We start from the raw sequence: 22,350 nt of genomic DNA, 5'->3' as shown, positions 1-22,350 counted from the left end.
CGGATTCGCACCCCCAGAAGTACATCGTTTGGATGATATTGGGTGTCCAATGTTCCGCCGGGGCCGGGGATTTCGTAGAGTGGGTTGCCTAAGGCTGTCGGCCCCCTCTGCTATTAATTTCAACATTCACTCAGTGCTCTCCAACCGGCTCCCCAAGGAGCGTCACTGTTCGGTAATCCTAAGGACTCGTGGGCATGCTTGTCACCCTCATACGGCGCTATTCCAAGCCGTATCTGCCATACATCGCGGCTGTCATCATTTTCCAGCTGGCATCGACCATCGCGGCTTTGTACCTCCCCAGCCTCAACGCCCAGATCATCGACGAGGGCGTCTCCCGCGGCGACACGGACTACATCTGGCGCACCGGCGGGCTGATGCTCGGGGTCGCGCTGATCCAGGTGGTCACCGCGATCGCCGGGGTCTACTTCGGCTCGAAGGCCGCGATGGCGTTCGGCCGGGACCTGCGCCGGGGCGTCTTCCGCAAGGTCAGCAGCTTCTCGGCCAAGGATGTCAACGTTTTCGGTGCCCCCACGCTCATCACGCGCGGCACCAACGATGTCCAGCAGGTCCAGATGCTCATGCTCATGGCGCTGAACTTCATGGTGGCCACTCCCATCATGTGCATCGGCGGGATCTTCATGGCCCTCCGCGAGGACCTCAACCTGTCCTGGCTGGTCTGGGTCTCGGTGCCCCTGCTGACGGTTGTCGTGGGATACCTCGTGGTCCGGCTCATGCCGCTCTTCCGCTCCATGCAGAAGAAGATTGACCGGCTCAACGGTGTCCTCCGCGAGCAGATCATCGGCATCAGGGTGGTCCGGGCCTTCGTTCGCGAACCCCACGAAGCCGAGCGCTTCGGCGCGGCCAACAAGGAACTGACGGACGTATCGCTGAAGATCGGTGCCCTGTTTGTGCTGATGTTCCCCGCCATCGGGATGATCCTGCACGTCTCCACGGCCGCTGTGCTGTGGTTCGGCGGCCAGCGCGTAGATGCCGGCGAAATGCAGGTGGGCTCGCTGACAGCGTTCCTGCAGTACCTGTTGCAGATCCTGATGGCCGTCATGATGGGCACGTTCATGGCCATGATGATTCCCCGCGCCTCGGTCTGCGCGGACCGCATCGGCGAGGTGCTCGACGTCGAACCCTCCATCCATGAGCCGGTCACCCCCGTGGCGCCGGCCCGAAAGGCCGGTCGCGTGGAGTTCCGGAACGTGTCCTTCGCCTATCCGGGCGCTGAAGCGCCCGTGCTCAGCGATGTCAGCTTCACGGCCGAGCCCGGCCAGACCGTGGCGATCATCGGTTCCACCGGCGCCGGCAAGACCAGCCTGCTGGCACTGCTGCCCCGGCTCTACGACGCCGGATCGGGCGAGGTCCTGCTCGACGGCGTCCCCGTCACCCACCTGGACCGGGGGGAGATCACGCAGCGCGTCGCCATGGTGCCGCAGCGTCCCTACCTGTTCTCCGGAACCATCGAGCACAACCTGCGCTTCGGCAAGCCCGAGGCCACGGACGAGGACCTGTGGGAGGCCCTGACCGTGGCCCAGGCCTCGGACTTCGTGCGCGAAAAGAAAGACGGCCTCGGCTCACGGATCGCCCAGGGCGGCACCAACGTCTCCGGCGGGCAGCGGCAGCGGCTGTGCATCGCACGCGCCCTCGTCACCGAGCCCAAGGTCTTCCTGTTCGACGACTCGTTCTCGGCCCTGGACGTCGCCACGGACGCCAGGCTCCGCCGGGCGCTCAAGGCGAAGACTGCCGACGCGACCGTGATCATCGTGGGCCAGCGCATCTCGACGATCGCCGACGCCGACCAGATCCTGGTGCTGGAGAACGGCCGGATCGTGGACCGTGGCACGCATGAGGAACTGTTGGAAAGCTCCACCACCTACCAGGAAATTGTCGAATCCCAGTTGAGCGCAGAGGCAGTCGCATGAGCACCAACGAGAAAGTCTCCACAGAAGCTCCGGAAACAGCTGCCGTGACGGAAGAGGATTTCTACGAGGAGGAGTTCACCCCCGGCGAAGCCGACGGCGGCATGTTCGGCGCCATGCCGGCCAAGAAGGCCCAGCATTTCTGGCCCTCGGCGAAGCGGCTCATGGGCTTGCTGAAGCCCGAGCAGGCGGGAATCGCGATCGTGCTCGGGATGGTGACTGTCGCCGTCGTCCTCAACGTCGTCGCGCCCCGGATCCTGGGCCAGGCCATGGACGTGATCTTCGGGGGAGTGGTCGGCAAGCAGCTCCCGTCCGGGGCCGGCAAGGAGCAGTACATCGAAGGACTGCGCTCTCAGGGCCAGAACAACTTTGCGGACATGCTCTCCAAGATGGACCTCGTCCCCGGCGTGGGCATCGATTTCCAGAAGCTCGCGTTCCTGATCAGCGTGGTGCTGGTGATGTACTTCGTCGCCAACATCTTTCTCTGGCTGCAGGGCTACGTCCTGAACGTGCTCGTCATGCGGGTGGTTCGCAAGCTGAGGGATGACACCGAGAAGAAGTTGAACAGGCTCCCGCTGAACTACTTCGACACCCGCCAGCGCGGCGACATCCTGTCGCGGGTCACCAACGACGTCGACAACATCCAGCAGGCGCTCCAGCAGGCCTTCGCGCAGCTGGTGAACTCGGCCCTGACGGTGCTCGGCATCGTGATCATGATGTTCATCGTGTCGTGGCAGCTGGCGCTCATCGCTCTGATCGCCCTGCCGCTGGCCGGGGTGGCCGCCGGCATCATCGGCTCCCGCAGCCAGAAGCTCTTCGCCTCCCAGTGGAAGAACACCGGGGAGCTCAACGGCCAGATCGAGGAATCGTTCTCCGGCCACGACCTCGTCCGCGTCTTCGGCCGCGACGCCGACATGCTGGCCCGCTTCGACGAGCGGAACGAGGCCCTCTACCAGGCCAGTTTCGGGGCCCAGTTCGTGTCCGGCATGATCATGCCGGTCATGCAGTTCGTGTCCTACCTCAGCTACGTGGGGATCGCCGTCGTCGGCGGCCTCCGGGTTGCGTCGGGCGGGATGAGCCTGGGCGACGCCACGGCCTTCATCCAGTACTCGCGCGAGTTCACCCAGCCGTTGGGGCAGATGGCCGGGATGGCAAACATGCTGCAGTCCGGCGTTGCCTCCGCCGAGCGCGTCTTTGAATTCCTCGACGCCGAGGAGCAGGACGCCGAGACCGCCACCGAACACCTGCCGGCGAAGACCGACGGCCATGTCGACTTCAAGCACGTCACCTTCAGCTACTCACCGGACAAGCCGCTCATCGAGGACCTGTCCTTCACCGCCGAGCCGGGGCACACCGTGGCGATCGTCGGACCGACAGGTGCCGGCAAGACCACCTTGGTGAACCTCGTGATGCGCTTCTACGAGCTCAACGCCGGCAGCATCACCTTGGACGGCGTGGACATCACGCAGCTGAGCCGTGCGGAGCTGCGGGCCAAGGTGGGCATGGTCCTCCAGGACGCGTGGCTGTTCGGCGGAACCATCTACGACAACATCCGGTACGGCAAGCTGGACGCCACCGAGGACCAGATCATGGAGGCGGCGAAGGCCACGTTCGTGGACCGCTTCGTCCGCGCACTTCCGGACGGCTACAACACGATCATCGATGAAGAGGGCAACAACGTCAGCGCCGGCGAAAAGCAGCTGATCACCATAGCCCGGGCATTCGTGGCGAACCCCTCGCTGCTGATCCTGGATGAGGCCACGAGTTCCGTGGACACCCGCACGGAGGTGCTGGTGCAGAAGGCCATGGCCGCGCTGCGCACCGAGCGCACGAGCTTCGTGATCGCCCACCGCCTCTCCACCATCCGGGACGCCGACACCATCCTGGTCATGGAGGCCGGCCGCATCGTGGAGCAGGGCCGGCACGCCGAGCTGCTGGCATTCAAGGGCGCCTACTACCGCCTGTACATGTCCCAGTTTGCCGGCGAAGACGCCGAGGCATCCTTTTGGGAAGACACAGCGGAAGACACGACGGCGGTGCGCAGCTGAGCCCCGCCGGTCCTCGGCGCATCGAGGTGCAGGTGCCGATGCGCTGGGGCGACATGGATGCCTACGGCCACATCAACAATGTCCAGATCGTCCGCATCCTGGAGGAGGCGCGCATCGCGGCCTTCGGGCCGCCCCGCGGAGCCGGGCTGCCGGGGATCGAGCCCCCGGTGTCCCTTTTCAACGAGATCCCGGAGGGAACCCTCGCGTTGGTGGTCGAGCACAAGATCCGGTACGTCAGGACGCTCGAATACCGCAACGTGCCCGCCGTGGTCCAGCTGTGGATCGGGGCGGTCAAGGGTGCCAGTTTTGACATCCACTACCTCGTGCAGGATCCCGTCACCGGGGAGGACTGCGTCCGGGCCACGAGCCATCTGGCGTTCGTGGACGAGGCCACGGGGAGGGTGCAGCGGCTGACCCCGGAGCAGAAGGAACGGCTCGGGCCGTTCACGTTCGCCCACGCGGCCGGCGTTTAGCGCCCGGACATTGCCGGCTGACCGGCCCGCCCGGTCCCTTAGCCTCTACCTCGGTGCCCGGATCGCTCCTAGAATGAACACCCGGAAGCAAGGAGCCCGGACGTTAGGAGCAGTGGTCACGGTGAACATGCGCAAGAAACACGACAGGAAGAAGACCTGGAAGGAACTCTCGCCGCTGGCACGGTTCGGGACCATCGCCGGAGCCGCCATTCAGCTGGCACTCCTGGTCGCCGCCCAGCGGGACATTTCACGCCGGCCGGCCGAGGAGATCCGCGGCAGCAAGGCCCTGTGGCGGGCAGCCACGCTGGTCAACTTCGTCGGCCCTGGCTGCTATTTCATCTTCGGCCGGAAACGGCTTCCCGGCACCACATAGCCACCAAATAGCCATCACCAAGCCACCAAGAAGTTGCCACCTGTCAGGCCTGCGGTGCCGCCCGGCTTCGGCGCAACCGGAGGCTACTCTGCGGTAGCCCTCGGCTGGCCTTTATGCGCGCGTTCAGCTTAAGCCTGTAAATTGAACGTATGACCCCAGCCAAAAAGCCTGCCATGCACCGTGCCCTCGGCATCTCCAAGGAGATCGAAGACGCGGCGTGGTTTGTGCTGGGCCCGGGGTTGCACGGCAAACCGTCGGCTTTGGACGGGCGCACCAGGACGTGGACTGCGGACGCCGCGACGGAGCTGCGGGAACGCCTGGAGCGCGGCGTTCCCGACCCCAAAGCCCCCATGATGACCAACCTCCGCCAGAACCTGGAGGACGCATCTCGGGGCGCCAAACAGCTTGCCGTCGAACTGCTGTTCCTGCAGTCCCTGCCGCTGGCCCACGAAGTGAAATCGCTCAAGGTCAAACGCGCCCGCGTGGCCGAGGCCGCGTCCTGGCTGGCGCCTCCGCTGGAACTCCCGGATGAGCTGTACGCGGGCATGACGGACCACGGAGTCATCCGGGACCGCACCGCGGAATTCAACTGGACCATCTGGGACCACCTGAAGTGGCTCTGCCGGTTCGTACAGCATGTGGCCGGGCAGCCCGCGGGCGTCGTCACCGCGGCTGTCAAGGACCCGCTCGCCTTCCACCGGCTTGTGGCCGGCACACCAGATGACCAGCCGGGCATCCGCCGCAGCATTGAGTTCCTGGTCTGGCCCAGCTACTTCGAGCCCGTCGTGGCCGACGTCGAGCGGCAGGAGATCCGCGACGCGTTCGCCTCCCTGGTCGGCGGGGCAAAGGGGGACAGCGACGAGGAAATCTCGGCGGACGTCCACCGCATCCGCCTGCACCTCGACCAGCAGGCCGGCCAGCGGATCGACTGGTACTCCCGCCAGCTCGTGAGCCAGTGGCGCAAGGTCGGCGATCCGGGCCGCCGCGCGTGGCTGCTGCGCACCCACCACGACAACGCCGAGCTGCTGGGTGCCTGGCGGGACGAGGAGACGGTGACGCTCGACGTCGAACACCTCCGCCTGCTGGACCCGGGCGTTACTGCCGGGCTCGTCCAGCATGCGGTCGACGAGGACTACAAGCACCTCGGCTATGTCGAACGCGAGGACACGAAGACCGCCGTCTTTGCGTTCCTGACCGTGATGAAACCGGGCGACCTCGCCCTCTACCAGAGCTCGGGCACGGTCCGGGTAGGGGTGGTCCTCGGCGAACCGGAACACCGCGAGGACAACCGCCGGCTCCGCCGCAAGGTCCGCTGGTTCGATGAAACGCATGACGTCACCGGGCTGCCCCGGCACGTGCAGCGGCAGCTGACCACCTCCGGCAACATTGTGGACATCACCCGCGTCATCCAGGCCCTCGAAGCTCTCCTGCCGGCCGAAGCGGAGGCTGACGCCGGTGACGGCACGGAGCCGGCCGCCGTCGTCGAACCCGCCTGTGACGGATTCCGTCCCCTGACACCGGAGTTCGCCGCGTCCATGCACATGGACCTGGAGCCGCTGCAGGAGATCGCCGAACTCCTCGAAGAGAACCGGCAGCTGGTGCTGTACGGCCCGCCGGGAACCGGCAAGACGTACCTCGCCAAGCACCTGGCAGCCGAGCTGGCCGGCGACACCACGGATGAGCGCGTGAAACTCGTCCAGTTCCACCCGTCCTACGCCTACGAGGACTTCTTCGAGGGCTTCCGCCCGGACAAGACGGACGAGGGCCAGGTGTCCTTCAAACTGGTGGCCGGGCCGCTGCGCCGGCTCGCGGAGGAGGCCGCCAAGCCCGGCAACGGGAGCAAGCCCTACTTCCTGATCATCGACGAGATGAACCGGGCGAACCTCGCGAAGGTCTTCGGCGAGCTGTACTTCCTGCTCGAATACCGCGATGACCGGATCTACCTCCAGTACAGCCCGAACGAGCCGTTCACGCTGCCTGACAACCTTTACATCATCGGAACGATGAACACCGCGGACCGGTCCATCGCGATGATGGATGCCGCCATCCGCCGCCGCTTCTCCTTCATCGAGCTGCATCCGAAGACGGAGCCGGTGAAGGGGTCGCTGCTGCGGTTCCTGCAGGCCCGGGATCTTGATACGACGCCGGCCCTGCTGCTGGATGCCCTGAATGACGCGATCGACGAGTGGGACAGGGACCTCATGATCGGGCCGTCCTACTTCATGAAGAAGTCCGCGCAGACGCCGAAGGGCCTGCGCCGGATCTGGAAGTACGAGCTCATGCCGCTGCTGGAGGAGCATTACCACGGCCAGCTCAACCGCGCCCAGCTGGAGGAGCGGTTCGGACTGGAACAGCTGCTGGCCCGCCTTGCGCACGTCTAGCCTGGCCGCGCCCGGCGTGCGCACGTCTAAGCTGGCTGCCCCCGCCGTGCGCGCCCCCGGTGCCGCGCCGCTGCGGCGGATCGTGCTGGACGAGCTTTCCGTGGGTGTGGTGGAGCGGCTCGATCCGGGCAGCGCCGCCTACGTCAACGGCAGCGGGCTGGCGAAGGCCTCGCCGATGGGCCTGGGACTGTACCGGATTGAACCCGTGGGGAAGGTGGGCTCGGTGCGCACCCCCGCCGTGCAACTGGAGGTGCGGCCCAAGGAACGGCTGGGCCTGGGCCGGCTCCTGTTCCTGCTCGGCTACGCGGGGGACCAGGGCTTCCGCGAGGATTCCGTGGCCGCTGTCGAGGACGCGGACTTGTGGAGCGCGCTGGCCGAATCACTGGCGCAGCTTGCCGACCGCGCGCTGAGCCGCGGGGTGCTGCAGGGCTACCTCACTGTGGAGGAGTCGCTGCGGACGGTCAAGGGCCGGATCCGGATCTCCGACCAGATCTCCCGCCGGCCCGGCATGCTGGTTCCGCTGGAGATCTCCTACGACGAGTTCACGGAGGACATCGCCGAAAACCGGATCCTGCGCGCCGCGCTCGAACGGATGTCACAGGTGCCGCGCGTTCGGCCCGAAGTCCTGAGCCGGCTGCGGCAGCTGAAGGGAAAGCTCGACGCCGTGACGCGCCTTCAGTCCGGCGCGCCGCTGCCGCCGTGGCGCGCCAGCCGGATGAACACCCGGTACCACGCGGCCCTCCGGCTCGCCGAGGTGATCCTGCGGAACGCCTCGGCGGAGGCCGGCGACGGCAAGCAGCAGTCGGCGTCGTTCGTGGTGGACATGTCCAGGGTCTTCGAGGACTTCGTCGGGACGGCCCTGCGGGAAGCCATGGCCGCCTACCCGGGGGAGATGCGGCTGCGGTACAACGCGCTGCTGAACGAGGCCGTCCGCGACTCGGACCGGATCGTGGTGCAGCCCGGCGCCGTCCACTTCCTGGGCGGCCGGCCAGTGATGGTGTACGACGCCAAGTACAAGGCAGCCGCCGACCTCGGCGCGTCGCTGTCGGCAGACCACTACCGGATGCTGGCCTACTGCACGTCCCTGCGCGTGCCGACGGCGTGGATGGTTTACCCGGGCGCGGGAGAAATCAAACTGCGCCGGATCCTGAACACCGACATCGACGTGGTGGAATTCCCGCTGGATCTGTCCCTGCCGCCGGCGGAAATTCTGGCCTCGGTGGCCGACCTCGCCCAGCAGTCCTGGGGCGAAGTGCTGCGGCAAGCCAGGATCGACCGCTGACGGCCGCTAACCGCCGTTAGCGGAGCCGACCGCTGACGGAGCCGGCCGTTCGCGGAGCCCGGCCTGGGGCTTGTATTGCGGAACCCGGCCAGTTTCAGTCCAGTTGCAGCTAGGCGGATTCGTCCTGCCGGACGGCCACCGTCAGCAAATGCTTCAAGAGCGCCTTTTCCGGCTTGCCCGGGTTATTCGCGACATGCCAGCGAAGTTTTTCGCGTACCTCCGCTTCTTCGGGGCCGGTGTCAGAGAGAATCTCATCAATGATCGAGGTCACCTGCCGTCGCAGGGGTTCGAGATCCTGCTCTACCTGACGCAACTGCCGGGCCCGGACGGCGTCGCGTCCGTGGTCGCCGGGACGCCGGAATTCCAGCACCTTGGAATTGGACCCGTTTGAATTGGACCCTGGCGATGGAGTAGCGGTGTCCAGCTCTTCGTTCGACATCAGCAAGTGCCGCATCTGCGCTCTCCCGTGGGTGTAGTAGTACGTGTAAGTACTGACCTAATAGGGTCTAAGTCCCCGAATTTGAATTTTAGCCGAGACAGACCAGTCTGTCTCGTTTAGCGATAAGATATTTTTTGATGTCTTTTGCAACGAATTCCGGGCCTGGATCGGCCCCGCCGCCCGCCGCGGCGGACGGCGGCGCGCCAGGCGTGTCCGATGTCCGGGAGCGAATTCTGGCGGCCGCCTACGATTTGTTCTCCAGTCGGGGAGTGCGAGGCGTCGGGGTCAACGAACTGATCAGCCGTTCCGGGGTGGCGAGGGCCAGCTTCTATCGGCATTTCGCGTCGAAGGACGACCTTGTATTGGCGTTTCTGGAACGCAGGGACCGGCAATGGACCGTGGACTCGATCATCTCCGAGGCCCGGCGCAGGGGCAGCGCCCCCGAGGAGCAGCTGCTGGCCATTTTCGACGTCTTCGCTGACTGGTTTGCGCGCGACGACTTCGAAGCGTGCTCCTTCGTGAACATTCTGCTCGAGATGGGGCCCGGGCACCCTCTGGGCCAGGCCAGCATCAACTACCTCGCCAAGGTCCGCGGCCACGTCCAGCAGCTGGCCGGAGAGGCAGGACTGCGCGACACAGAGAATTTCTCCCGGTCCTGGCACATCCTGATGAAGGGATCGATCGTTTCCGCCGCCGAGGGGGACCGTGCCGCCGCGGGACGTGCCCGTCAGCTGGCCGGCTGGCTGATTGCCCACCACCGGGCGTAGGTCGCGGGGCTCAGGATTGCCGGGCTCACGCTGGAGGCGGCGCCAGCAGGAACGTGTCCAGCTGGTCCTCCAGCGCTGAGGGATCCTTCAGCTCGCACTCCCAGACGGTGAGCACCTCCCATCCTGCACTTTCGAGCTGGCGGCGCTGTTCGGCGTCGCGGTTTCTGGTCCGCGTGCGCTTGGTTTCCCAGAATTCGGCATTGGCCTTGGGTGCGTGCTGCCCCGTCCGGCAGTCATGGAAATGCCAGAAACAGCCGTTGACGAAGATGACCTTGTGACGGCTCGCGAACACAAGATCGGGGCTGCCGGGGAGCCGGCCGCCGCGCGCGGCGCCGTGCAACCGGTAGCGGTAGCCCTTGGCATGGAGCAGCTTCCGCACCAGGAGCTCAGGCTTGGTGTTCTTCCCCCGGATGCGGGACATATTCCAGCTGCGCCGCTCCGGTGTCAGCTTGTCCGCCATCATTTAAGTCTAGGCCGCTGCTGGGCGGGGCCGGGCAGGGCGGCGGAGGTCCCTGTCCGGGGCCGGAGCTCCTGGGCCAGGTGCCCGGCGTCGTCGGGCTTCGGGGCCTCTAGATATCCCGTTCCGGGTGTTCGCCGAGCTGGAAGTGGCGGCCCGTGACCGACGTCGGTTCGATCTCGACGTAGAAGTCCTTCAGCGTCGGTACCCAGGGTTTCAGCCCCAGCGCCTCGGCCGCGGCGATATCCGCGGACTGCTCGAGCACGCGAGCGGTGCCGCGAAGGACTACTGACCAGGCCTCCTCGGACAGGATGCCGTCGGTTTCGAAGAGCACCTTGGCGTTGATTGTCAGCTCGGCCAGCTTGTTGCCGGGGGCGGTCCGGAGGTACAGCTTCCTGCCGCTCACCGCGTAGTTCACCGGGAAAATGTCAGGCTCACCGGCTACCGAGACCACGAGCCTGCCGTGTTTGGTGCCCTCAATCAGCTTCCAGTTCTGTTCATCGGTCAGGTTGAGGATGGGATTGTTGTCTGCATGTTCGAACATCATGGGCTCATTGTTCTATCCCTTGTAGAAAAACGCCAGAGGCTATTGGGAGGAATGTCTCTGGGGCGAACCAGACAGCTGTGGATAACCTCTACGACCACAATGTGATGTCGGTTACCCTTAAGCATTGTTTTGACTCAGGCGTCTTGATTTCTATCGGGGGAGTAGCTGACCATGACATCTCGCACTTCGATTCCCAGGCGTTGGCGCGCTGTCGCCGCCACGGTGGTTACAGCCTCGCTGCTCTCAATCTTCGCTTGCAGCGGCGGGAGCGCATCGCCGCCTGGATCTCCGGCTCCTGAGTCTCCGAGTATGTCCGTGTCGTCCACTCCCAGCGCGACGCCTGCGCACACTGCCAGCTACAAGCCGGCGGATGCCTCGGGCAAGGCCCAAAACGTCCCGGTTCCCGTACTGCCGGAGGCTGCTAAGGCCGAGACGAAGGAAGGCGCGATCGCGTTCGCCTCCTATTGGTTCAGCTTGCTCAGCTATGGATATGAGACGGGAGATCTGGCACCCCTTGAATCGGTCACATCTTCCAGTTGTGAACCATGCTCAAAGGCCAAGAGTGTTATCAGCGCCTGGCATTCAGAAGGCCGCTGGCTTGTGGGAGGGAAAATCACAACTCCCTCGATAAGCACCGAATTTGTCCGAGGTCCTGAGGCGTCATACCAAATAGCCGTTCAGGCCCATCAGACACCCTTGGTATACGTTCGGCCGGACGGCAGCATCGCACGTAGCGATCCTCAGCCCGACGATACTGGGAATCTCTTGTTTGTGGCATTCAAGGACGGCTCTTGGCGTCTTGCAGACGTCGGCAGAATTGTCGCGTGAGCCATGCGACTCGCAACCGCGTGCAGGACCTTGGTTTTGCTGGTGGTCTCCGCTGCAATGATCGCGACCATTGGACTATCGCCAGCGCGCGCGAATGATCCGGATATATTCGGGGACTGGAAGCCCGATAGCGTTAACCTGAATGGCTGGGCGTGGGATGCGTCGTCAAAGACCTTCATGCATACTGCACCCGGATCGGTTTCTGGAGACCCATTCCAGTACAAGTACGAACTTCAGTGCCACTTGGGCGGCGGCGACTTCGACACCGTGTGTTTGGCGAGGCAATTGGACTGTAAGAACGGACCAGACGGCAAGGACGGGATTCCGGTTGTTTGGCTGAAAGCTCCAGCAGGCGTGCCAAACCCGACGTGGTCGTTTCACTCCGGCCCAACCTGCCTGTTCGATCCCAGACCCGCGGACTTGCTGCCCCGCATTGCCGAGATGATCCAAACGGAGTTCCAGAAACTCCCGGTGGCCGCAGGAACTCTGACAGCCCAACCTAGCCCGCATACGCTGCGCGGGGCAGAGACCAACTTCTTCGCCGATGCAGCCGAACAGCGGTTCGACATCACGATCCTTGCTCAACAGGTTCATGTCATCGCCAAACCCGTGCAGTACACCTGGAGCTACGGCGACGGCACATCGCTGGGACCGCAGACCGTGGCCGGCGGACCGCTGCCGCAGGATCGCTGGGGCGAGAAGACCCTCACCAGCCACATCTACACGCAGACCGGCGACTTCTCAGTGGTTCTGACGACGCATTTCCAGGGAACATATTCGGTCAACGGCGGGCCGCCCCTGCCGATCCCCGGCCAGGGGCAGTTCAGCTCGCCGCCTCGGACGGTCAGCGTATGGCGGACGATCACCCGAAACTATGCAGATGACTGTCTGCAGAACCCTCATGGACTGGGTTGCCCCGGGGTCGCAGCGCCGCAACCTTGAGTATCGCCGGGCGTGATCCGAGTCTCACATGGAATAGTTGCAGGCGCCGCGCAGTTGCCGCCATTGGATCAATCATCTGTGAAAGGAACTGCGCATGCTGTTTTCCCCGTTGACCCTCGGCGAGCTGGAACTGCCCAACCGACTCGTGATGGCGCCGTTGACCCGCGTCCGCTCCGGCAAGGAAGGGATCCCGGGACCACTGGTCGTGGAGCACTACCGCCAGCGCGCCTCGCTCGGTTTGATCGTCAGCGAAGGTACCTACCCCAGCCATGCCGGCCAGGGATTCCCGGGCCAGCCCGGCCTCGTGACCGAGGAGCAGCTCAAGGGCTGGGCGAACGTCACGTCGGCCGTACACGCAGAAGGCGGCAGGATTTTCGCGCAGGTGATGCACGCGGGCCGGGTCACCCACGAAGACACCACCGGTGGCTACGAAGTTGTCGCGCCCAGCGCCATCGCCATCGACGGCGAAACGCGCACCTATTCCGGCAAGAAGTCGTACCCGGTTCCGCACGCCCTGGCCGTCGAAGAACTGCCGGGAATTGTCCAGGAATTCGTCAACGCCTCCCGCAATGCCATTGAGGCAGGTTTCGACGGCGTGGAGCTGCACTCCGCCAACGGCTACCTGCTGCACGAGTTCCTCTCGCGGGCCGCCAACCAGCGCGACGACATCTACGGTGGCTCACCGGAGAACCGGGCGCGTTTCGTCGTCGAAGTTGCCGAAGCCGTGGTGGCCGCCATCGGCGCGGACCGCGTCGGCATCCGCATCTCCCCGGAGCACAATATTCAGGGTGCGCTCGAACTGGACGCAGCGGACGTCCGCGAGACCTACGGACACCTCGTCGATGCCTTGGCGCCGCTCCAACTGGCGTACCTGAGCGTCCTTCACAAGGAGCCCACGAGTGAACTGGTCCAGGATCTGCGCACGCGGTTCAACGGGACTTTCCTGGTGAACACGGGCTTCGGCGCCATCACGACCCGCGAGGAAGCCACGGCGCTGGTCGCGGACGGCCACGCTGACGCCGTCGTCGTCGGACGCCCCGCCATCGCCAACCCGGACCTGGCCCGTCGCTGGCGTGAAGGCCTGCCGGTCAACGAGCCGGATCAGTCCACGTTCTACAGCGATGGCGCCAAGGGCTACACCGACTACCCCGCGTACCAGAACTAGGCCGGCGAGCAGCACCCGCACCGCTGGGCATGTGCAGCCATGGCCACGAACAGTGGGCAGAACGCCATTTTGCCCACTGTTCGCGTTTAAGAATGGGCATGTCCCCCGGTGGCTCTTCGATCTGCCGAGTCCTATAGGATCTGAACATGCAACTAGCTTCCTCCGGCAGCCTCCCTGGGGGAGGCTCGGGCCGCTCAGCAGGCCGTACCGTCAGCCGGCAGGTGCTGGCAGACCACGTCTATGAAGCACTTCTGGCGTCGCTCATGGACGGTCGGCTGGAACCCGGGACTGCGGTGAGCATTGATGGAACCGCCAGGGAACTCGATGTTTCCCCGACGCCGGTGCGCGAGGCTCTCGCCCGGCTGGAACACACCGGAATGGTCCGCCGCGTGGCGCTCAAGGGGTACCGCGTCGCGCCGGTCTTCAGCGGGGAAGACTTTGCGGAGCTCATGGAAGCCCGCCTTGCGATCGAGCCCGTCAACGCCCGCCTCGCGTGTGCCCGGCTGACGCCCGAGCACCTTGCCGAACTGGCGCAGGCAGTCTCCGACCTCAGGGAAGCGCCGAGGGGCCCTTCATTTGCCGAATACAAGGACTATCTGGAAGCCGACGAGCGGTTCCACCGGCTGATCGCGGAACAGACCGGCAACCAGTTCATGGTCGCCGCTTATGCCGCCCTCGGCGGACAAGTGCAGCGCTTCCGCCTGTTTGGGGGAGTGGGCATCACCGACGCGGAGAATGCGATCGCCGAGCACCAGTCCGTCCTGGATGCCTTCTCGTCGGGAGATCCGGAGAAAGCCGCAGCAGCAATGGCCGAGCACGTACAGAAGGTGCGCGGCCGGGCCATCGCCGACGCGCCGGCAGACTGAGCCCGCAGGCCGACCCCACAGATTCTCTGTGACCCCTTCACCTGAGAATTAACTCCTATAGGATCTTTGATTGTTACAAACAATCCCGGATGTGATCTTGACAACGTTCTATGGATAGTAAATCCTATAGGAAACAGGATTCCACGAAGGAGTGAACCCATGACCTACACAGCCGAAAACTGGCCCATCACCGCAGCCCTCCTGCAGTTCCCGGGCGTCAACGCCGCCGGGCAGCAGATGAACGATGCCGGGGCCCCCGCCTGGGCCGCGGTGCTCCAGGAAGTCAAGGACGCGGGCTTCGCCAATGCGGACCTCACCGACAGCTGGGTCCGCCCCGGCGACCTCAGCGCCGCCCGCCTCGCAGAGTTCAAGCAGACGGCCGACAACGTGGGCATCGGCATCCCCGTCATCTCCGCCATCCGGCGCAGCGTCATCGAGGCCGAAAACTGGGAAGCGAACCTGGCCTACAGCCACCGCACCATCGACGCCGCGGCTGAACTCGGCTGCGAAGTTGTCTCCTTCGGGCTGCACCAGGCGCTCACCGCCGAGCAGCAGAAGCAGCTGTGGTTCTGGACCGTCGAAGGACACAAAGACCCGGTGGGGGACAAGGAATCCTGGGGCAAGGCCGTCACCCGCCTCCGCGAACTCGGCCAACACGCCGCCGAGGTCGGCGTCCTGCTCTCGCTCGAAATGTACGAGGACACCTACCTGGGTACCGCGGATTCCTCCGTCCAGCTGGTCCAGGACATCGGCCTGGACAACGTCGGCCTGAACCCGGACCTCGGAAATCTGATCCGGGTGCACCGCCCGATCGAGGACTGGCGCGATATGGTCGCCAAGACCCTCCCGTACTCCAACTACTGGCACATGAAGAACTACATCCGCGACGAGGACTTGGCGCGCGACGGCTACGTCGCCATGCCGGCCCCGATGGAAAGCGGCCTCATCAACTACCGCGAGGCATTCAAAATAGCCCTCTCCGTCGGCTTCCAGGGCATCCTCTGCACCGAACACTACGGCGGGGACGGACTCAGTGTCACCGCCAGCAACCAGGACTACCTCCGCCGCCGGATCCTGCCGAAGACCGACGGCTACAGCCTAGGCCGGAGCCAGGTGGCCCAAGGCCGGCAGCAGCCCGCAACGGCGGAACTCGCCGGCGTCTGATCCGCCGCCGCCCCGGCTTCCCAGCGGCGCCGATCCAGCGTCTATTCAATTCAGCCAGTTCTCCAACACGGATTCAATGAGGAACCATGACCCAGATCTTCGACAACCCCGCTGACTTCGCGGATGAGGCACTGGACGGCTTCGTGGCCGCCAACCGCGGCTACGTCGCCCGGGTGGACGGCGGCGTCGTCCGCTCCACCGAGGTCCCCGCCGGGCAGGTGGCCCTGGTGGTGGGCGGCGGCTCCGGGCACTACCCCGCTTTCGCCGGCCTGGTGGGGCCCGGCCTGGCCGCGGCCTCGGCCTGCGGCAACATGTTCGCGTCCCCCGCAGCGGGGCAGGTCTACCGCGTGGCCAAGGCCGCCAACGCAGGCGCCGGCGTGCTGCTGAGCTACGGCAACTATGCGGGCGACGTCCTCCACTTCGGCCAGGCCCAGCTGCGGCTCAACGCCGAAGGCATCGAGACCCGGACCGTCCTGGTCACCGACGACATCGCCAGCGCACCGCTGGATCAGCTCGAAATGCGCCGAGGGATCGCCGGGGACCTGGCCGTCTTCAAGATCGCCGGCGCCGCCGCCGAGGCCGGATTGAACCTAGACGACGTCGAACGGCTGGCCATCCGGACCAACTACCGCACGCGCTCCCTCGGCGTCGCCTTCGACGGCTGCACCCTGCCCGGAGCGCAGGCACCGCTGTTCTCCGTCCCCGCAGGGCAGATGTCCCTCGGCCTGGGCATCCACGGCGAACCGGGCATCTCCGAACACCCAATGCCTACCGCCTCTGAACTGGCCGAGCTCCTCGTCACCCGGCTGCTGGCCGACAAACCCGACGACGCCGGCAACCGTGTGGTGGCGATCGTCAACGGCCTCGGCACGGTCAAGTACGACGAGCTGTTCCTGCTCTTCGGCAAGATCGAGAAGCTTCTCGTCGCCGCCGGACTCACCGTGGTGGAACCGGAATGCGGCGAGCTCGTCACGAGCCTGGACATGTCCGGACTCTCCCTGACCCTGCTCTGGCTGGACGACGAACTGGAGGGGTACTGGGCCGCCCCGGCTGATACCCCGGCGTTCCGCAAAGGCAACCTGGCACCCCGGGCCCGCCGTGAACTGGCCGGTCCTGAAGCCGCTGTGGCTTCCGACGTCGAACACCCCACCGCAGCGTCGGCGGCCCTTGGGCGGCAGGCAGCAGCCGTGCTCGGCCAGGTGCGGGACGTCGTCGTCGAGCACGAAGAAGAACTGGGCAGCCTGGACGCGATTGCCGGCGACGGCGACCACGGAATCGGGATGCGCCGCGGCGTGGACGCGGCAGTCGCCGCGGCCGAACAGGCTGTGGCGAACGACGGCGGCGCGTCAGCGGCGCGGGTCCTGACCGCCGCGGGGGAGGCCTGGAGCGAACGCGCGGGCGGGACCTCAGGGGCGCTGTGGGGTTCGGCGGTCATCGCGGCCGGACTCGCCTTGGGAAACCGGGACAGCTACACCGGCGAGGACGCCGCCGCCGCGGTCACCGCCTTCGTAGATGCCATCACCGAACTCGGCAAGGCGGAGCTGGGGGACAAGACCATGGTGGACGCACTGCTGCCGTTCCGCGATGCCTTCCTCACCGCGTTCGACGACGGCGCTCCGGTTGGCGGCTCGCTCGCCGCAGCCGCGGCCGCCGCCAAGACAGCCGCCGACCGGACCGCCGACCTCCGGCCGCTCAAGGGCCGTGCCCGTCCGCTCGCAGAAAAGAGCCTCGGACACGCCGACCCCGGCGCGGTATCGTTCGCCCTCATCGCGGCACGGATTTCGGCGCACCTCGACACTGCACACAAGGACACTGCACAAAAGGACACAGCACACACCGACAACAGGCTCGCTAACCCCGAACTGGCGAAGCAAGGAGCACAGGCATGAGTGCAGCTACAGGCTGGCGCGTCGTCATCGGCAACGATGAGGCGGGCGTCGAATACAAGAACGCGCTGAAGGCGCTGCTCGAAGCGGATCCCCGCGTGGTCTCGGTGCAGGACGTGGGGGTCGGTGCCAACGACTCCACCGCCTACCCCCACGTGGCCGTTGACGCCGCACGCAAAGTCGCCGGGGGCGAGGCCGACCGCGCGCTGCTGATCTGTGGCACCGGCCTGGGCGTGGCCATAGCGGCCAACAAGGTCCCCGGAATCCGGGCCGTCACCGCTCACGACAGCTACTCCGTGGAACGCTCGGTCCTCAGCAACAACGCCCAGGTCCTCACGCTCGGACAGCGCGTCATCGGCCTGGAACTTGCCAAGAAACTGGTGGGCGAATGGCTGGGCCACAGCTTCGATGAAAACTCCTCCTCCGCCGCCAAGGTGGACGCCATCTGCTCCTACGAGCCCGACTACACGAAGGCAGTCTGAAATGACCGAAACAGATATCACCGCCGCAGTGGCCGTCAACGCCGCCCGCAAGATCGCCGTCGTCGGCTCCGGCTACATGGGCGGCGGGATCGCGCAGGTCCTGGCGCTCGGCGGTGCCCGGGTTGCCCTGGCCGACGTGTCCGCCGAAGTGGCGCAGAAAAACTACGAGCGGCTGCTGGTGGAATCGGACGAATTCGTTGCCGCGGGGCTCTTCCCGGCAGGTTCCACCGAAATCCTCAAGCAAAACCTCTGGGCAGCCAAGGACATCGAGGAAGCCGTGGCAGATGCGGACTTCATCGAGGAAGCCGTCCCCGAGGTCATCGCGATCAAGCACCAGACGCTGGCCCGCATCAGCGCCGCCGCCCGGCCGGACGCCATCATCGGGTCCAACACCTCCACCATCTCCATCGCGGAGCTGTCCGAGCCCGTCGCCAACCCGGAACGCTTCCTGGGCGTGCACTTCTCCAACCCGTCCCCGTTCATCCCCGGCGTGGAAATCATCCCTCACGCCGGCACGTCGGCCGCCACGGTCGGTGCCGTCCGTGAGCTGGTCCACGCCGCCGGCAAGCAGACCGCCGTCGTCAAGGACGTCACCGGCTTCGTGCTCAACCGGCTCCAGTACGCGCTGTTCCACGAGGCCGCCCAGCTGGTGGAGCAGGAGATCGCGACAGCGGAGGATATCGACACGCTGGTCCGCACCACGTTCGGCTTCCGGCTGCCGTTCTTCGGACCCTTCGCCATCGCCGACATGGCCGGCCTGGATGTGTACAACTTCTGCTACAAGTCGCTCCAGACCGAGTTTCCGGAACGGTTTGCCACCCCGAAAATCCTCACCGAGCTGGTCGACGCCGGGAAGCTCGGCACCAAAACCGGAGCCGGCTTCCTCAACGTCCCGGCCGAGCGCACGCCCGAGCTGATCGCGTACCGGAACAAGGCGTACGTGGCCATGCAGAAACTCATCGACGACCTCGGCCCCGCACCCATCAACTGATTACCCTTCCGACCAAGCCCCCTCGCATTCACCTAGGAGTTACCCCATGAGCACTTTCCCCGCAGAACGCACGGCGATCGTCACCGGCGCCGTGTCGGAGCGCGGCATCGGCCGAGCCACCGCCAACTACCTGGCGGCGCAGGGCTGGAACATCGGCATCATTGACCTCGACGACGCCCGATGCAAAGCGGCGGCAAAGGAACTGGCCGCCGAGCACGGCGTCCAGGCCTACGGCGCCGGCGCCAACGTTGGCGACGAAGCATCGGTCCGTGCAGCGATCGATGAGATCGAGGCCGAGCTGCCGCAGATCGTGGCCCTCGCCAATGTGGCCGGCGTCAGCTCCCCGGTTCCCTACCTGGAACTCGACGCCGCCGAGTGGGACCGGGTGCTGGGCATCAACCTCAACGGCGTCCACTACGCCACGCGCCGTGTTGCCGAATCCATGGTCAAGAACAGGATCGGCCGGATCGTGAACATCTCCTCCGTCTCCGCACAGCGCGGCGGCGGCACGTATTCCAAGACGCCGTACTCGGTGGCCAAGGCGGGCGTGATCGGCCTGACCCGCTCCACCGCGCGGGAACTGGGCGAATACGACATCACCGTCAACGCCATCTCCCCGGGCCCCATCGACACCGACATCATGGGCGGCACCCTCACCCAGGAACGCAAGGACGGACTCACCAAAGACCTCGTGGTGAACCGCGTGGGCTCCACCCGGGACATCGCAGCCGCCATCGCCTTCCTCATCAGCGAGGACGCCGGATACATCTCCGGCCAGACGCTGAATGTGGATGGCGGACTCTACATGCACTAGGGAAGAAGCATCGTGGCACAACCCAGCAAGACCGCCGCCTCAGCCGGATTCGCGTCCTGGAGTAACTGGAGCAAGGGACGGAAGATCTACCTCGCCGTCGGGATCCTGGCCTGCCTGGCCGGGGTCATGATGATCGCCTTTTCACGCTAGAGAAATCACTGCCCGTTTTACGCAACTGTTCTACCCGCCTGATTCACTCACCTGATCTGCTCAACGATCTACTCAACGAGGAGTTTTGATGTCCGTAGCAACAACGTCCACCAGGGACCTCCTGGATACGCCGGTTCTGAAATCGGCCATTTCCAAGGCCTCTCGCCGGCTCATGCCCATGCTCGTCATCCTCTACGTGGTGGCCTTCCTGGACCGCACCAACGTCGGCTTCGCCGAAGCCGCCCTGGGCGTGGACAAGGGCATCACCGCCGGCGCCTACGCACTGGGCGCCGGGATCTTCTTCATCGGCTACGCCTTGTTCGAGATCCCCAGCAACCTGCTCCTGACCAAGTTCGGGGCGAAAATCTGGTTGGCGCGCATTGCCATCACGTGGGGCATCGTGTCCGCGTGCTTCGCGTTCGTCCAGGGCGAGACGTCCTTCATCATCCTGCGCTTCCTGCTGGGTGTCACCGAGGCGGGCCTGTTCCCGGGCGTCATCATGTTCCTCGCCGCGTGGTTCCCCAACAAGGTCCGCGTCAAGATGTTCGCCATCTTCTACCTGGCGCAGCCGTTCTCCCAGATGATGGGCGCACCGCTGTCCGGCTGGCTGATCAACATCGGCGACCAGGTGCCCGGCGTCCAGGGCTGGCAGGTCATGTTCTTTGTCGAAGGCATGCTGGCGGTCATCGCCGGTGTTGCAGCGTTCTTCTTCCTGATCAACAGCCCGCAGGACGCGAAGTTCCTGAACAAGGACGAGAAGAGCGCACTCCTGGAGGTCATGGCGCTGGAGGACACCGTCAAGGAAGAGTCCGGCCCGCGCGGCGTGCTCGCCGCCATGAAGAACGGCAAGGTCTGGTACTTCACCGTCATCTACTTCTGCCTCCAGATCGCCGTGTACGGTGTCACGTTCTACCTGCCGCAGCAGGTGGCCCAGCTGACGGGTCAGAAGGTTGGCTTCGCCGTCGGCCTGATGGCTGCCATCCCGTGGTTCTTCGGCATCTTCGCCTGCTACTTCATCGGCAGGGCAGCCAACACCGTGGTCCGCCGCCGGGTCTGGGGCACCGGGCTGTTCATCTCCACGGGACTCTGCATCTTCGGCTCAGCCTGGGCCGGCGCAAACCACATTCCGGCACTCGGCATCATCTTCATCAGCCTCGCCGTGTGCAGCTTCCTCTCCATCGGCCCCATCGCCTGGTCCTATCCGACGGCGTTCCTCACCGGAACGGCTGCGGCTGCCGGCATCGGCCTGATCAACTCGCTCGGCAACCTGGGCGGCTTCGTGGCCCCGATCCTGCGGACCTCCGTCAACCAGATCACCGCGTCCGACACCGGAACCATGGGCGTCTACGCCCTGGGCGTGCTCCCGTTTCTCGCCGCGGCCATGATGTTCGCCACCCGCCGGTTCAAGAACAAGGCCGACGAACTGCTGGAGCAGTAGCACCCGCCCGGACAAGCAGAAGGCACCAACAATGCAGCAGACTTCACGCCGCCAGACCGCCAGCACCCCCATCCTGGTCGGTGTCAGCACCAAGATGTACCTGGGTTACCGGGACAGCCTGGCCTGGCTGGAGCAGCTTCGCCACGAAGTGGACACCCGCCCGGCCCTCGCGGCCGGGCGGGTTGTCCCGTTCGTCATTCCGTCGTTCCCCGTCCTGGCCTCCGCGGCCGGGCTCCTGGCAGGTTCGCCGCTGCTGCTGGGTGCCCAGAACTGTGGCTGGGCGGACGGCCCGTGGACCGGGGAGGTGGCCCCGTCCATGCTCGCCGAACTCGGGGTGCGGCTCGTGGAAATCGGCCACGCCGAACGCCGGCGGCACTTCCGCGAAGACGATTCCATGGTGGCGCTCAAGGTCCGGGCCGCGGACGACGCCGGGCTGGCGCCGCTGCTGTGCGTGGGCGAGCACGACGCCGGCCAGCCCGCTGCCGCCGCCGAATTTGTGTACCGCCAGTTCGAATCGGCCGTGGATGGCGATTGGGACCTGGCCGGCCGGCTCACCGTTGCCTACGAGCCCGTCTGGGCCATCGGTGCTGCAGAGCCTGCCGCCGCTGCGTACGTGTCCGACGTCGTCCGGCAGCTCCGCGGCCACCTCGCCTCAGCGGGGCTCGCGGATGTGCCGGTCATCTACGGCGGTTCGGCCAAGCCCGGGCTGCTGCCAACGCTCGGGGGCGTCTCCGGCCTGTTCCTGGGACGCTTTGCCCACGACCCGGCGAACTTCGGCAGGGTGCTGGATGAGGCACTGCTGCTTGCTGGACATGTCCCGCCGCCCGAACTGTCACCACTGGACATGTCCAGCCTCGGCCACGAACCGTGGGCATAATGCCATTCTGTCCACTGTTCATGTTCAAGAATGAGCATGCTCCCTGGCCGGTATG

The 22,350-nt window shown here is 65.6% G+C and carries 23 protein-coding genes; 20 read left to right on the top strand and 3 right to left on the bottom strand.

The features are described 5' to 3' along the window. Positions 1-194 precede the first annotated feature (194 nt). From ACQCSY_RS04750 to ACQCSY_RS04725, 6 genes are all read left to right on the top strand, one after another. Positions 195-1,928 (top strand): ABC transporter ATP-binding protein, encoded by a 1,734-nt coding sequence (locus tag ACQCSY_RS04750; RefSeq protein WP_427133615.1) that lies wholly within the window; start codon positions 195-197, stop codon positions 1,926-1,928. Continuing rightward, on the top strand, positions 1,925-3,973 hold the full coding sequence (locus ACQCSY_RS04745; protein WP_427133613.1) for an ABC transporter ATP-binding protein: 2,049 nt from the start codon (positions 1,925-1,927) through the stop codon (positions 3,971-3,973). Before ACQCSY_RS04750 ends, ACQCSY_RS04745 begins: the two co-directional genes overlap by 4 nt. Before the next feature lie 38 nt (positions 3,974-4,011). Further along, positions 4,012-4,446: an acyl-CoA thioesterase gene (locus ACQCSY_RS04740; RefSeq protein ID WP_427133611.1), complete on the top strand. Its 435-nt coding sequence runs from the start codon at positions 4,012-4,014 to the stop codon at positions 4,444-4,446. 127 nt (positions 4,447-4,573) lie between these two features. Beyond that, a complete protein-coding gene (locus ACQCSY_RS04735; RefSeq protein WP_427135683.1) occupies positions 4,574-4,819 on the top strand; it encodes a PLDc N-terminal domain-containing protein in 246 nt (81 codons plus the stop codon). Between the two features lie 149 nt (positions 4,820-4,968). Then, entirely contained in the window at positions 4,969-7,200 is a 2,232-nt protein-coding gene (locus ACQCSY_RS04730; protein WP_427133610.1) for an McrB family protein, read from the top strand. 85 nt (positions 7,201-7,285) lie between these two features. Further along, positions 7,286-8,482: a 5-methylcytosine restriction system specificity protein McrC gene (locus ACQCSY_RS04725; protein ID WP_427135681.1), complete on the top strand. Its 1,197-nt coding sequence runs from the start codon at positions 7,286-7,288 to the stop codon at positions 8,480-8,482. A 109-nt stretch (positions 8,483-8,591) separates the two neighbouring features. Here the strand turns inward: ACQCSY_RS04725 and ACQCSY_RS04720 are convergent, their stop codons facing one another. After that, positions 8,592-8,936 (bottom strand): hypothetical protein, encoded by a 345-nt coding sequence (locus ACQCSY_RS04720; RefSeq protein ID WP_427133609.1) that lies wholly within the window; start codon positions 8,934-8,936, stop codon positions 8,592-8,594. A 122-nt stretch (positions 8,937-9,058) separates the two neighbouring features. Here ACQCSY_RS04720 and ACQCSY_RS04715 point away from each other — a divergent pair, with 122 nt between their 5' ends. Then, positions 9,059-9,688, top strand: coding sequence for a TetR/AcrR family transcriptional regulator (locus ACQCSY_RS04715; protein ID WP_427133608.1), 630 nt, complete (start codon positions 9,059-9,061; stop codon positions 9,686-9,688). Positions 9,689-9,713: 25 nt separating this feature from the next. Here ACQCSY_RS04715 and ACQCSY_RS04710 read toward each other — a convergent pair whose 3' ends face one another. Together ACQCSY_RS04710 and ACQCSY_RS04705 are read right to left on the bottom strand one after the other, a co-directional pair. Further along, a complete protein-coding gene (locus tag ACQCSY_RS04710) occupies positions 9,714-10,148 on the bottom strand; it encodes a very short patch repair endonuclease (RefSeq protein ID WP_427133606.1) in 435 nt (144 codons plus the stop codon). Between the two features lie 109 nt (positions 10,149-10,257). Beyond that, entirely contained in the window at positions 10,258-10,692 is a 435-nt protein-coding gene (locus ACQCSY_RS04705) for a pyridoxamine 5'-phosphate oxidase family protein (RefSeq protein ID WP_427133604.1), read from the bottom strand. 77 nt (positions 10,693-10,769) lie between these two features. Between ACQCSY_RS04705 and ACQCSY_RS04700 the strand changes: the two genes are divergently transcribed. From ACQCSY_RS04700 to ACQCSY_RS04640, 13 genes are all read left to right on the top strand, one after another. Then, complete coding sequence (locus ACQCSY_RS04700) at positions 10,770-10,991, top strand: hypothetical protein (protein WP_427133602.1); 222 nt, start codon at positions 10,770-10,772, stop codon at positions 10,989-10,991. 10 nt (positions 10,992-11,001) lie between these two features. Further along, positions 11,002-11,520: a DUF6318 family protein gene (locus ACQCSY_RS04695; RefSeq protein ID WP_427133601.1), complete on the top strand. Its 519-nt coding sequence runs from the start codon at positions 11,002-11,004 to the stop codon at positions 11,518-11,520. A gap of 3 nt (positions 11,521-11,523) precedes the next feature. Continuing rightward, a complete protein-coding gene (locus tag ACQCSY_RS04690) occupies positions 11,524-12,462 on the top strand; it encodes a hypothetical protein (RefSeq protein ID WP_427133599.1) in 939 nt (312 codons plus the stop codon). 94 nt (positions 12,463-12,556) lie between these two features. After that, positions 12,557-13,627: an alkene reductase gene (locus ACQCSY_RS04685; RefSeq protein WP_427133597.1), complete on the top strand. Its 1,071-nt coding sequence runs from the start codon at positions 12,557-12,559 to the stop codon at positions 13,625-13,627. 146 nt (positions 13,628-13,773) lie between these two features. Then, positions 13,774-14,493 (top strand): GntR family transcriptional regulator, encoded by a 720-nt coding sequence (locus ACQCSY_RS04680; RefSeq protein ID WP_427133594.1) that lies wholly within the window; start codon positions 13,774-13,776, stop codon positions 14,491-14,493. A 159-nt stretch (positions 14,494-14,652) separates the two neighbouring features. Further along, positions 14,653-15,657, top strand: a complete 1,005-nt coding sequence (locus ACQCSY_RS04675; protein ID WP_427133592.1) for a sugar phosphate isomerase/epimerase family protein — start codon at positions 14,653-14,655, stop codon at positions 15,655-15,657. A gap of 86 nt (positions 15,658-15,743) precedes the next feature. Next, positions 15,744-17,546 carry a dihydroxyacetone kinase subunit DhaL gene (gene dhaL, locus ACQCSY_RS04670; RefSeq protein WP_427133590.1) on the top strand — a complete coding sequence of 601 codons (1,803 nt, stop codon included), beginning with the start codon at positions 15,744-15,746 and terminating at the stop codon, positions 17,544-17,546. After that, complete coding sequence (locus ACQCSY_RS04665) at positions 17,543-18,025, top strand: ribose-5-phosphate isomerase (protein WP_427133588.1); 483 nt, start codon at positions 17,543-17,545, stop codon at positions 18,023-18,025. Before dhaL ends, ACQCSY_RS04665 begins: the two co-directional genes overlap by 4 nt. Position 18,026: 1 nt before the next feature. Further along, on the top strand, positions 18,027-19,016 hold the full coding sequence (locus tag ACQCSY_RS04660) for a 3-hydroxyacyl-CoA dehydrogenase family protein (protein ID WP_427133587.1): 990 nt from the start codon (positions 18,027-18,029) through the stop codon (positions 19,014-19,016). 46 nt (positions 19,017-19,062) lie between these two features. Beyond that, entirely contained in the window at positions 19,063-19,830 is a 768-nt protein-coding gene (locus ACQCSY_RS04655; RefSeq protein WP_427133585.1) for an SDR family NAD(P)-dependent oxidoreductase, read from the top strand. Between the two features lie 12 nt (positions 19,831-19,842). Further along, a complete protein-coding gene (locus ACQCSY_RS04650; protein WP_427133583.1) occupies positions 19,843-19,980 on the top strand; it encodes a hypothetical protein in 138 nt (45 codons plus the stop codon). An 88-nt stretch (positions 19,981-20,068) separates the two neighbouring features. After that, entirely contained in the window at positions 20,069-21,418 is a 1,350-nt protein-coding gene (locus ACQCSY_RS04645) for an MFS transporter (protein WP_427133581.1), read from the top strand. Positions 21,419-21,449: 31 nt separating this feature from the next. After that, entirely contained in the window at positions 21,450-22,295 is an 846-nt protein-coding gene (locus ACQCSY_RS04640; protein WP_427133579.1) for a triose-phosphate isomerase family protein, read from the top strand. Positions 22,296-22,350: the final 55 nt, after the last annotated feature.

Source organism: Pseudarthrobacter sp. S9 (assembly GCF_050156545.1).
Taxonomy (GTDB): Bacteria; Actinomycetota; Actinomycetes; order Actinomycetales; family Micrococcaceae; genus Arthrobacter.
This window is presented reverse-complemented; position numbering and strand designations above follow the sequence as displayed.

Coding starts and splice junctions, on each gene's coding strand:
- ACQCSY_RS04750 (WP_427133615.1), top strand. CDS start 195: ATGCTTGTCACCCTCATACGGCGCTATTCCAAGCCGTATCTGCCATAC.
- ACQCSY_RS04745 (WP_427133613.1), top strand. CDS start 1,925: ATGAGCACCAACGAGAAAGTCTCCACAGAAGCTCCGGAAACAGCTGCC.
- ACQCSY_RS04740 (WP_427133611.1), top strand. CDS start 4,012: ATGCGCTGGGGCGACATGGATGCCTACGGCCACATCAACAATGTCCAG.
- ACQCSY_RS04735 (WP_427135683.1), top strand. CDS start 4,574: ATGCGCAAGAAACACGACAGGAAGAAGACCTGGAAGGAACTCTCGCCG.
- ACQCSY_RS04730 (WP_427133610.1), top strand. CDS start 4,969: ATGACCCCAGCCAAAAAGCCTGCCATGCACCGTGCCCTCGGCATCTCC.
- ACQCSY_RS04720 (WP_427133609.1), bottom strand. CDS start 8,936: ATGCGGCACTTGCTGATGTCGAACGAAGAGCTGGACACCGCTACTCCA.
- ACQCSY_RS04715 (WP_427133608.1), top strand. CDS start 9,059: ATGTCTTTTGCAACGAATTCCGGGCCTGGATCGGCCCCGCCGCCCGCC.
- ACQCSY_RS04710 (WP_427133606.1), bottom strand. CDS start 10,148: ATGGCGGACAAGCTGACACCGGAGCGGCGCAGCTGGAATATGTCCCGC.
- ACQCSY_RS04705 (WP_427133604.1), bottom strand. CDS start 10,692: ATGATGTTCGAACATGCAGACAACAATCCCATCCTCAACCTGACCGAT.
- ACQCSY_RS04695 (WP_427133601.1), top strand. CDS start 11,002: ATGTCCGTGTCGTCCACTCCCAGCGCGACGCCTGCGCACACTGCCAGC.
- ACQCSY_RS04690 (WP_427133599.1), top strand. CDS start 11,524: ATGCGACTCGCAACCGCGTGCAGGACCTTGGTTTTGCTGGTGGTCTCC.
- ACQCSY_RS04685 (WP_427133597.1), top strand. CDS start 12,557: ATGCTGTTTTCCCCGTTGACCCTCGGCGAGCTGGAACTGCCCAACCGA.
- ACQCSY_RS04680 (WP_427133594.1), top strand. CDS start 13,774: ATGCAACTAGCTTCCTCCGGCAGCCTCCCTGGGGGAGGCTCGGGCCGC.
- ACQCSY_RS04675 (WP_427133592.1), top strand. CDS start 14,653: ATGACCTACACAGCCGAAAACTGGCCCATCACCGCAGCCCTCCTGCAG.
- dhaL (WP_427133590.1), top strand. CDS start 15,744: ATGACCCAGATCTTCGACAACCCCGCTGACTTCGCGGATGAGGCACTG.
- ACQCSY_RS04665 (WP_427133588.1), top strand. CDS start 17,543: ATGAGTGCAGCTACAGGCTGGCGCGTCGTCATCGGCAACGATGAGGCG.
- ACQCSY_RS04660 (WP_427133587.1), top strand. CDS start 18,027: ATGACCGAAACAGATATCACCGCCGCAGTGGCCGTCAACGCCGCCCGC.
- ACQCSY_RS04655 (WP_427133585.1), top strand. CDS start 19,063: ATGAGCACTTTCCCCGCAGAACGCACGGCGATCGTCACCGGCGCCGTG.
- ACQCSY_RS04645 (WP_427133581.1), top strand. CDS start 20,069: ATGTCCGTAGCAACAACGTCCACCAGGGACCTCCTGGATACGCCGGTT.
- ACQCSY_RS04640 (WP_427133579.1), top strand. CDS start 21,450: ATGCAGCAGACTTCACGCCGCCAGACCGCCAGCACCCCCATCCTGGTC.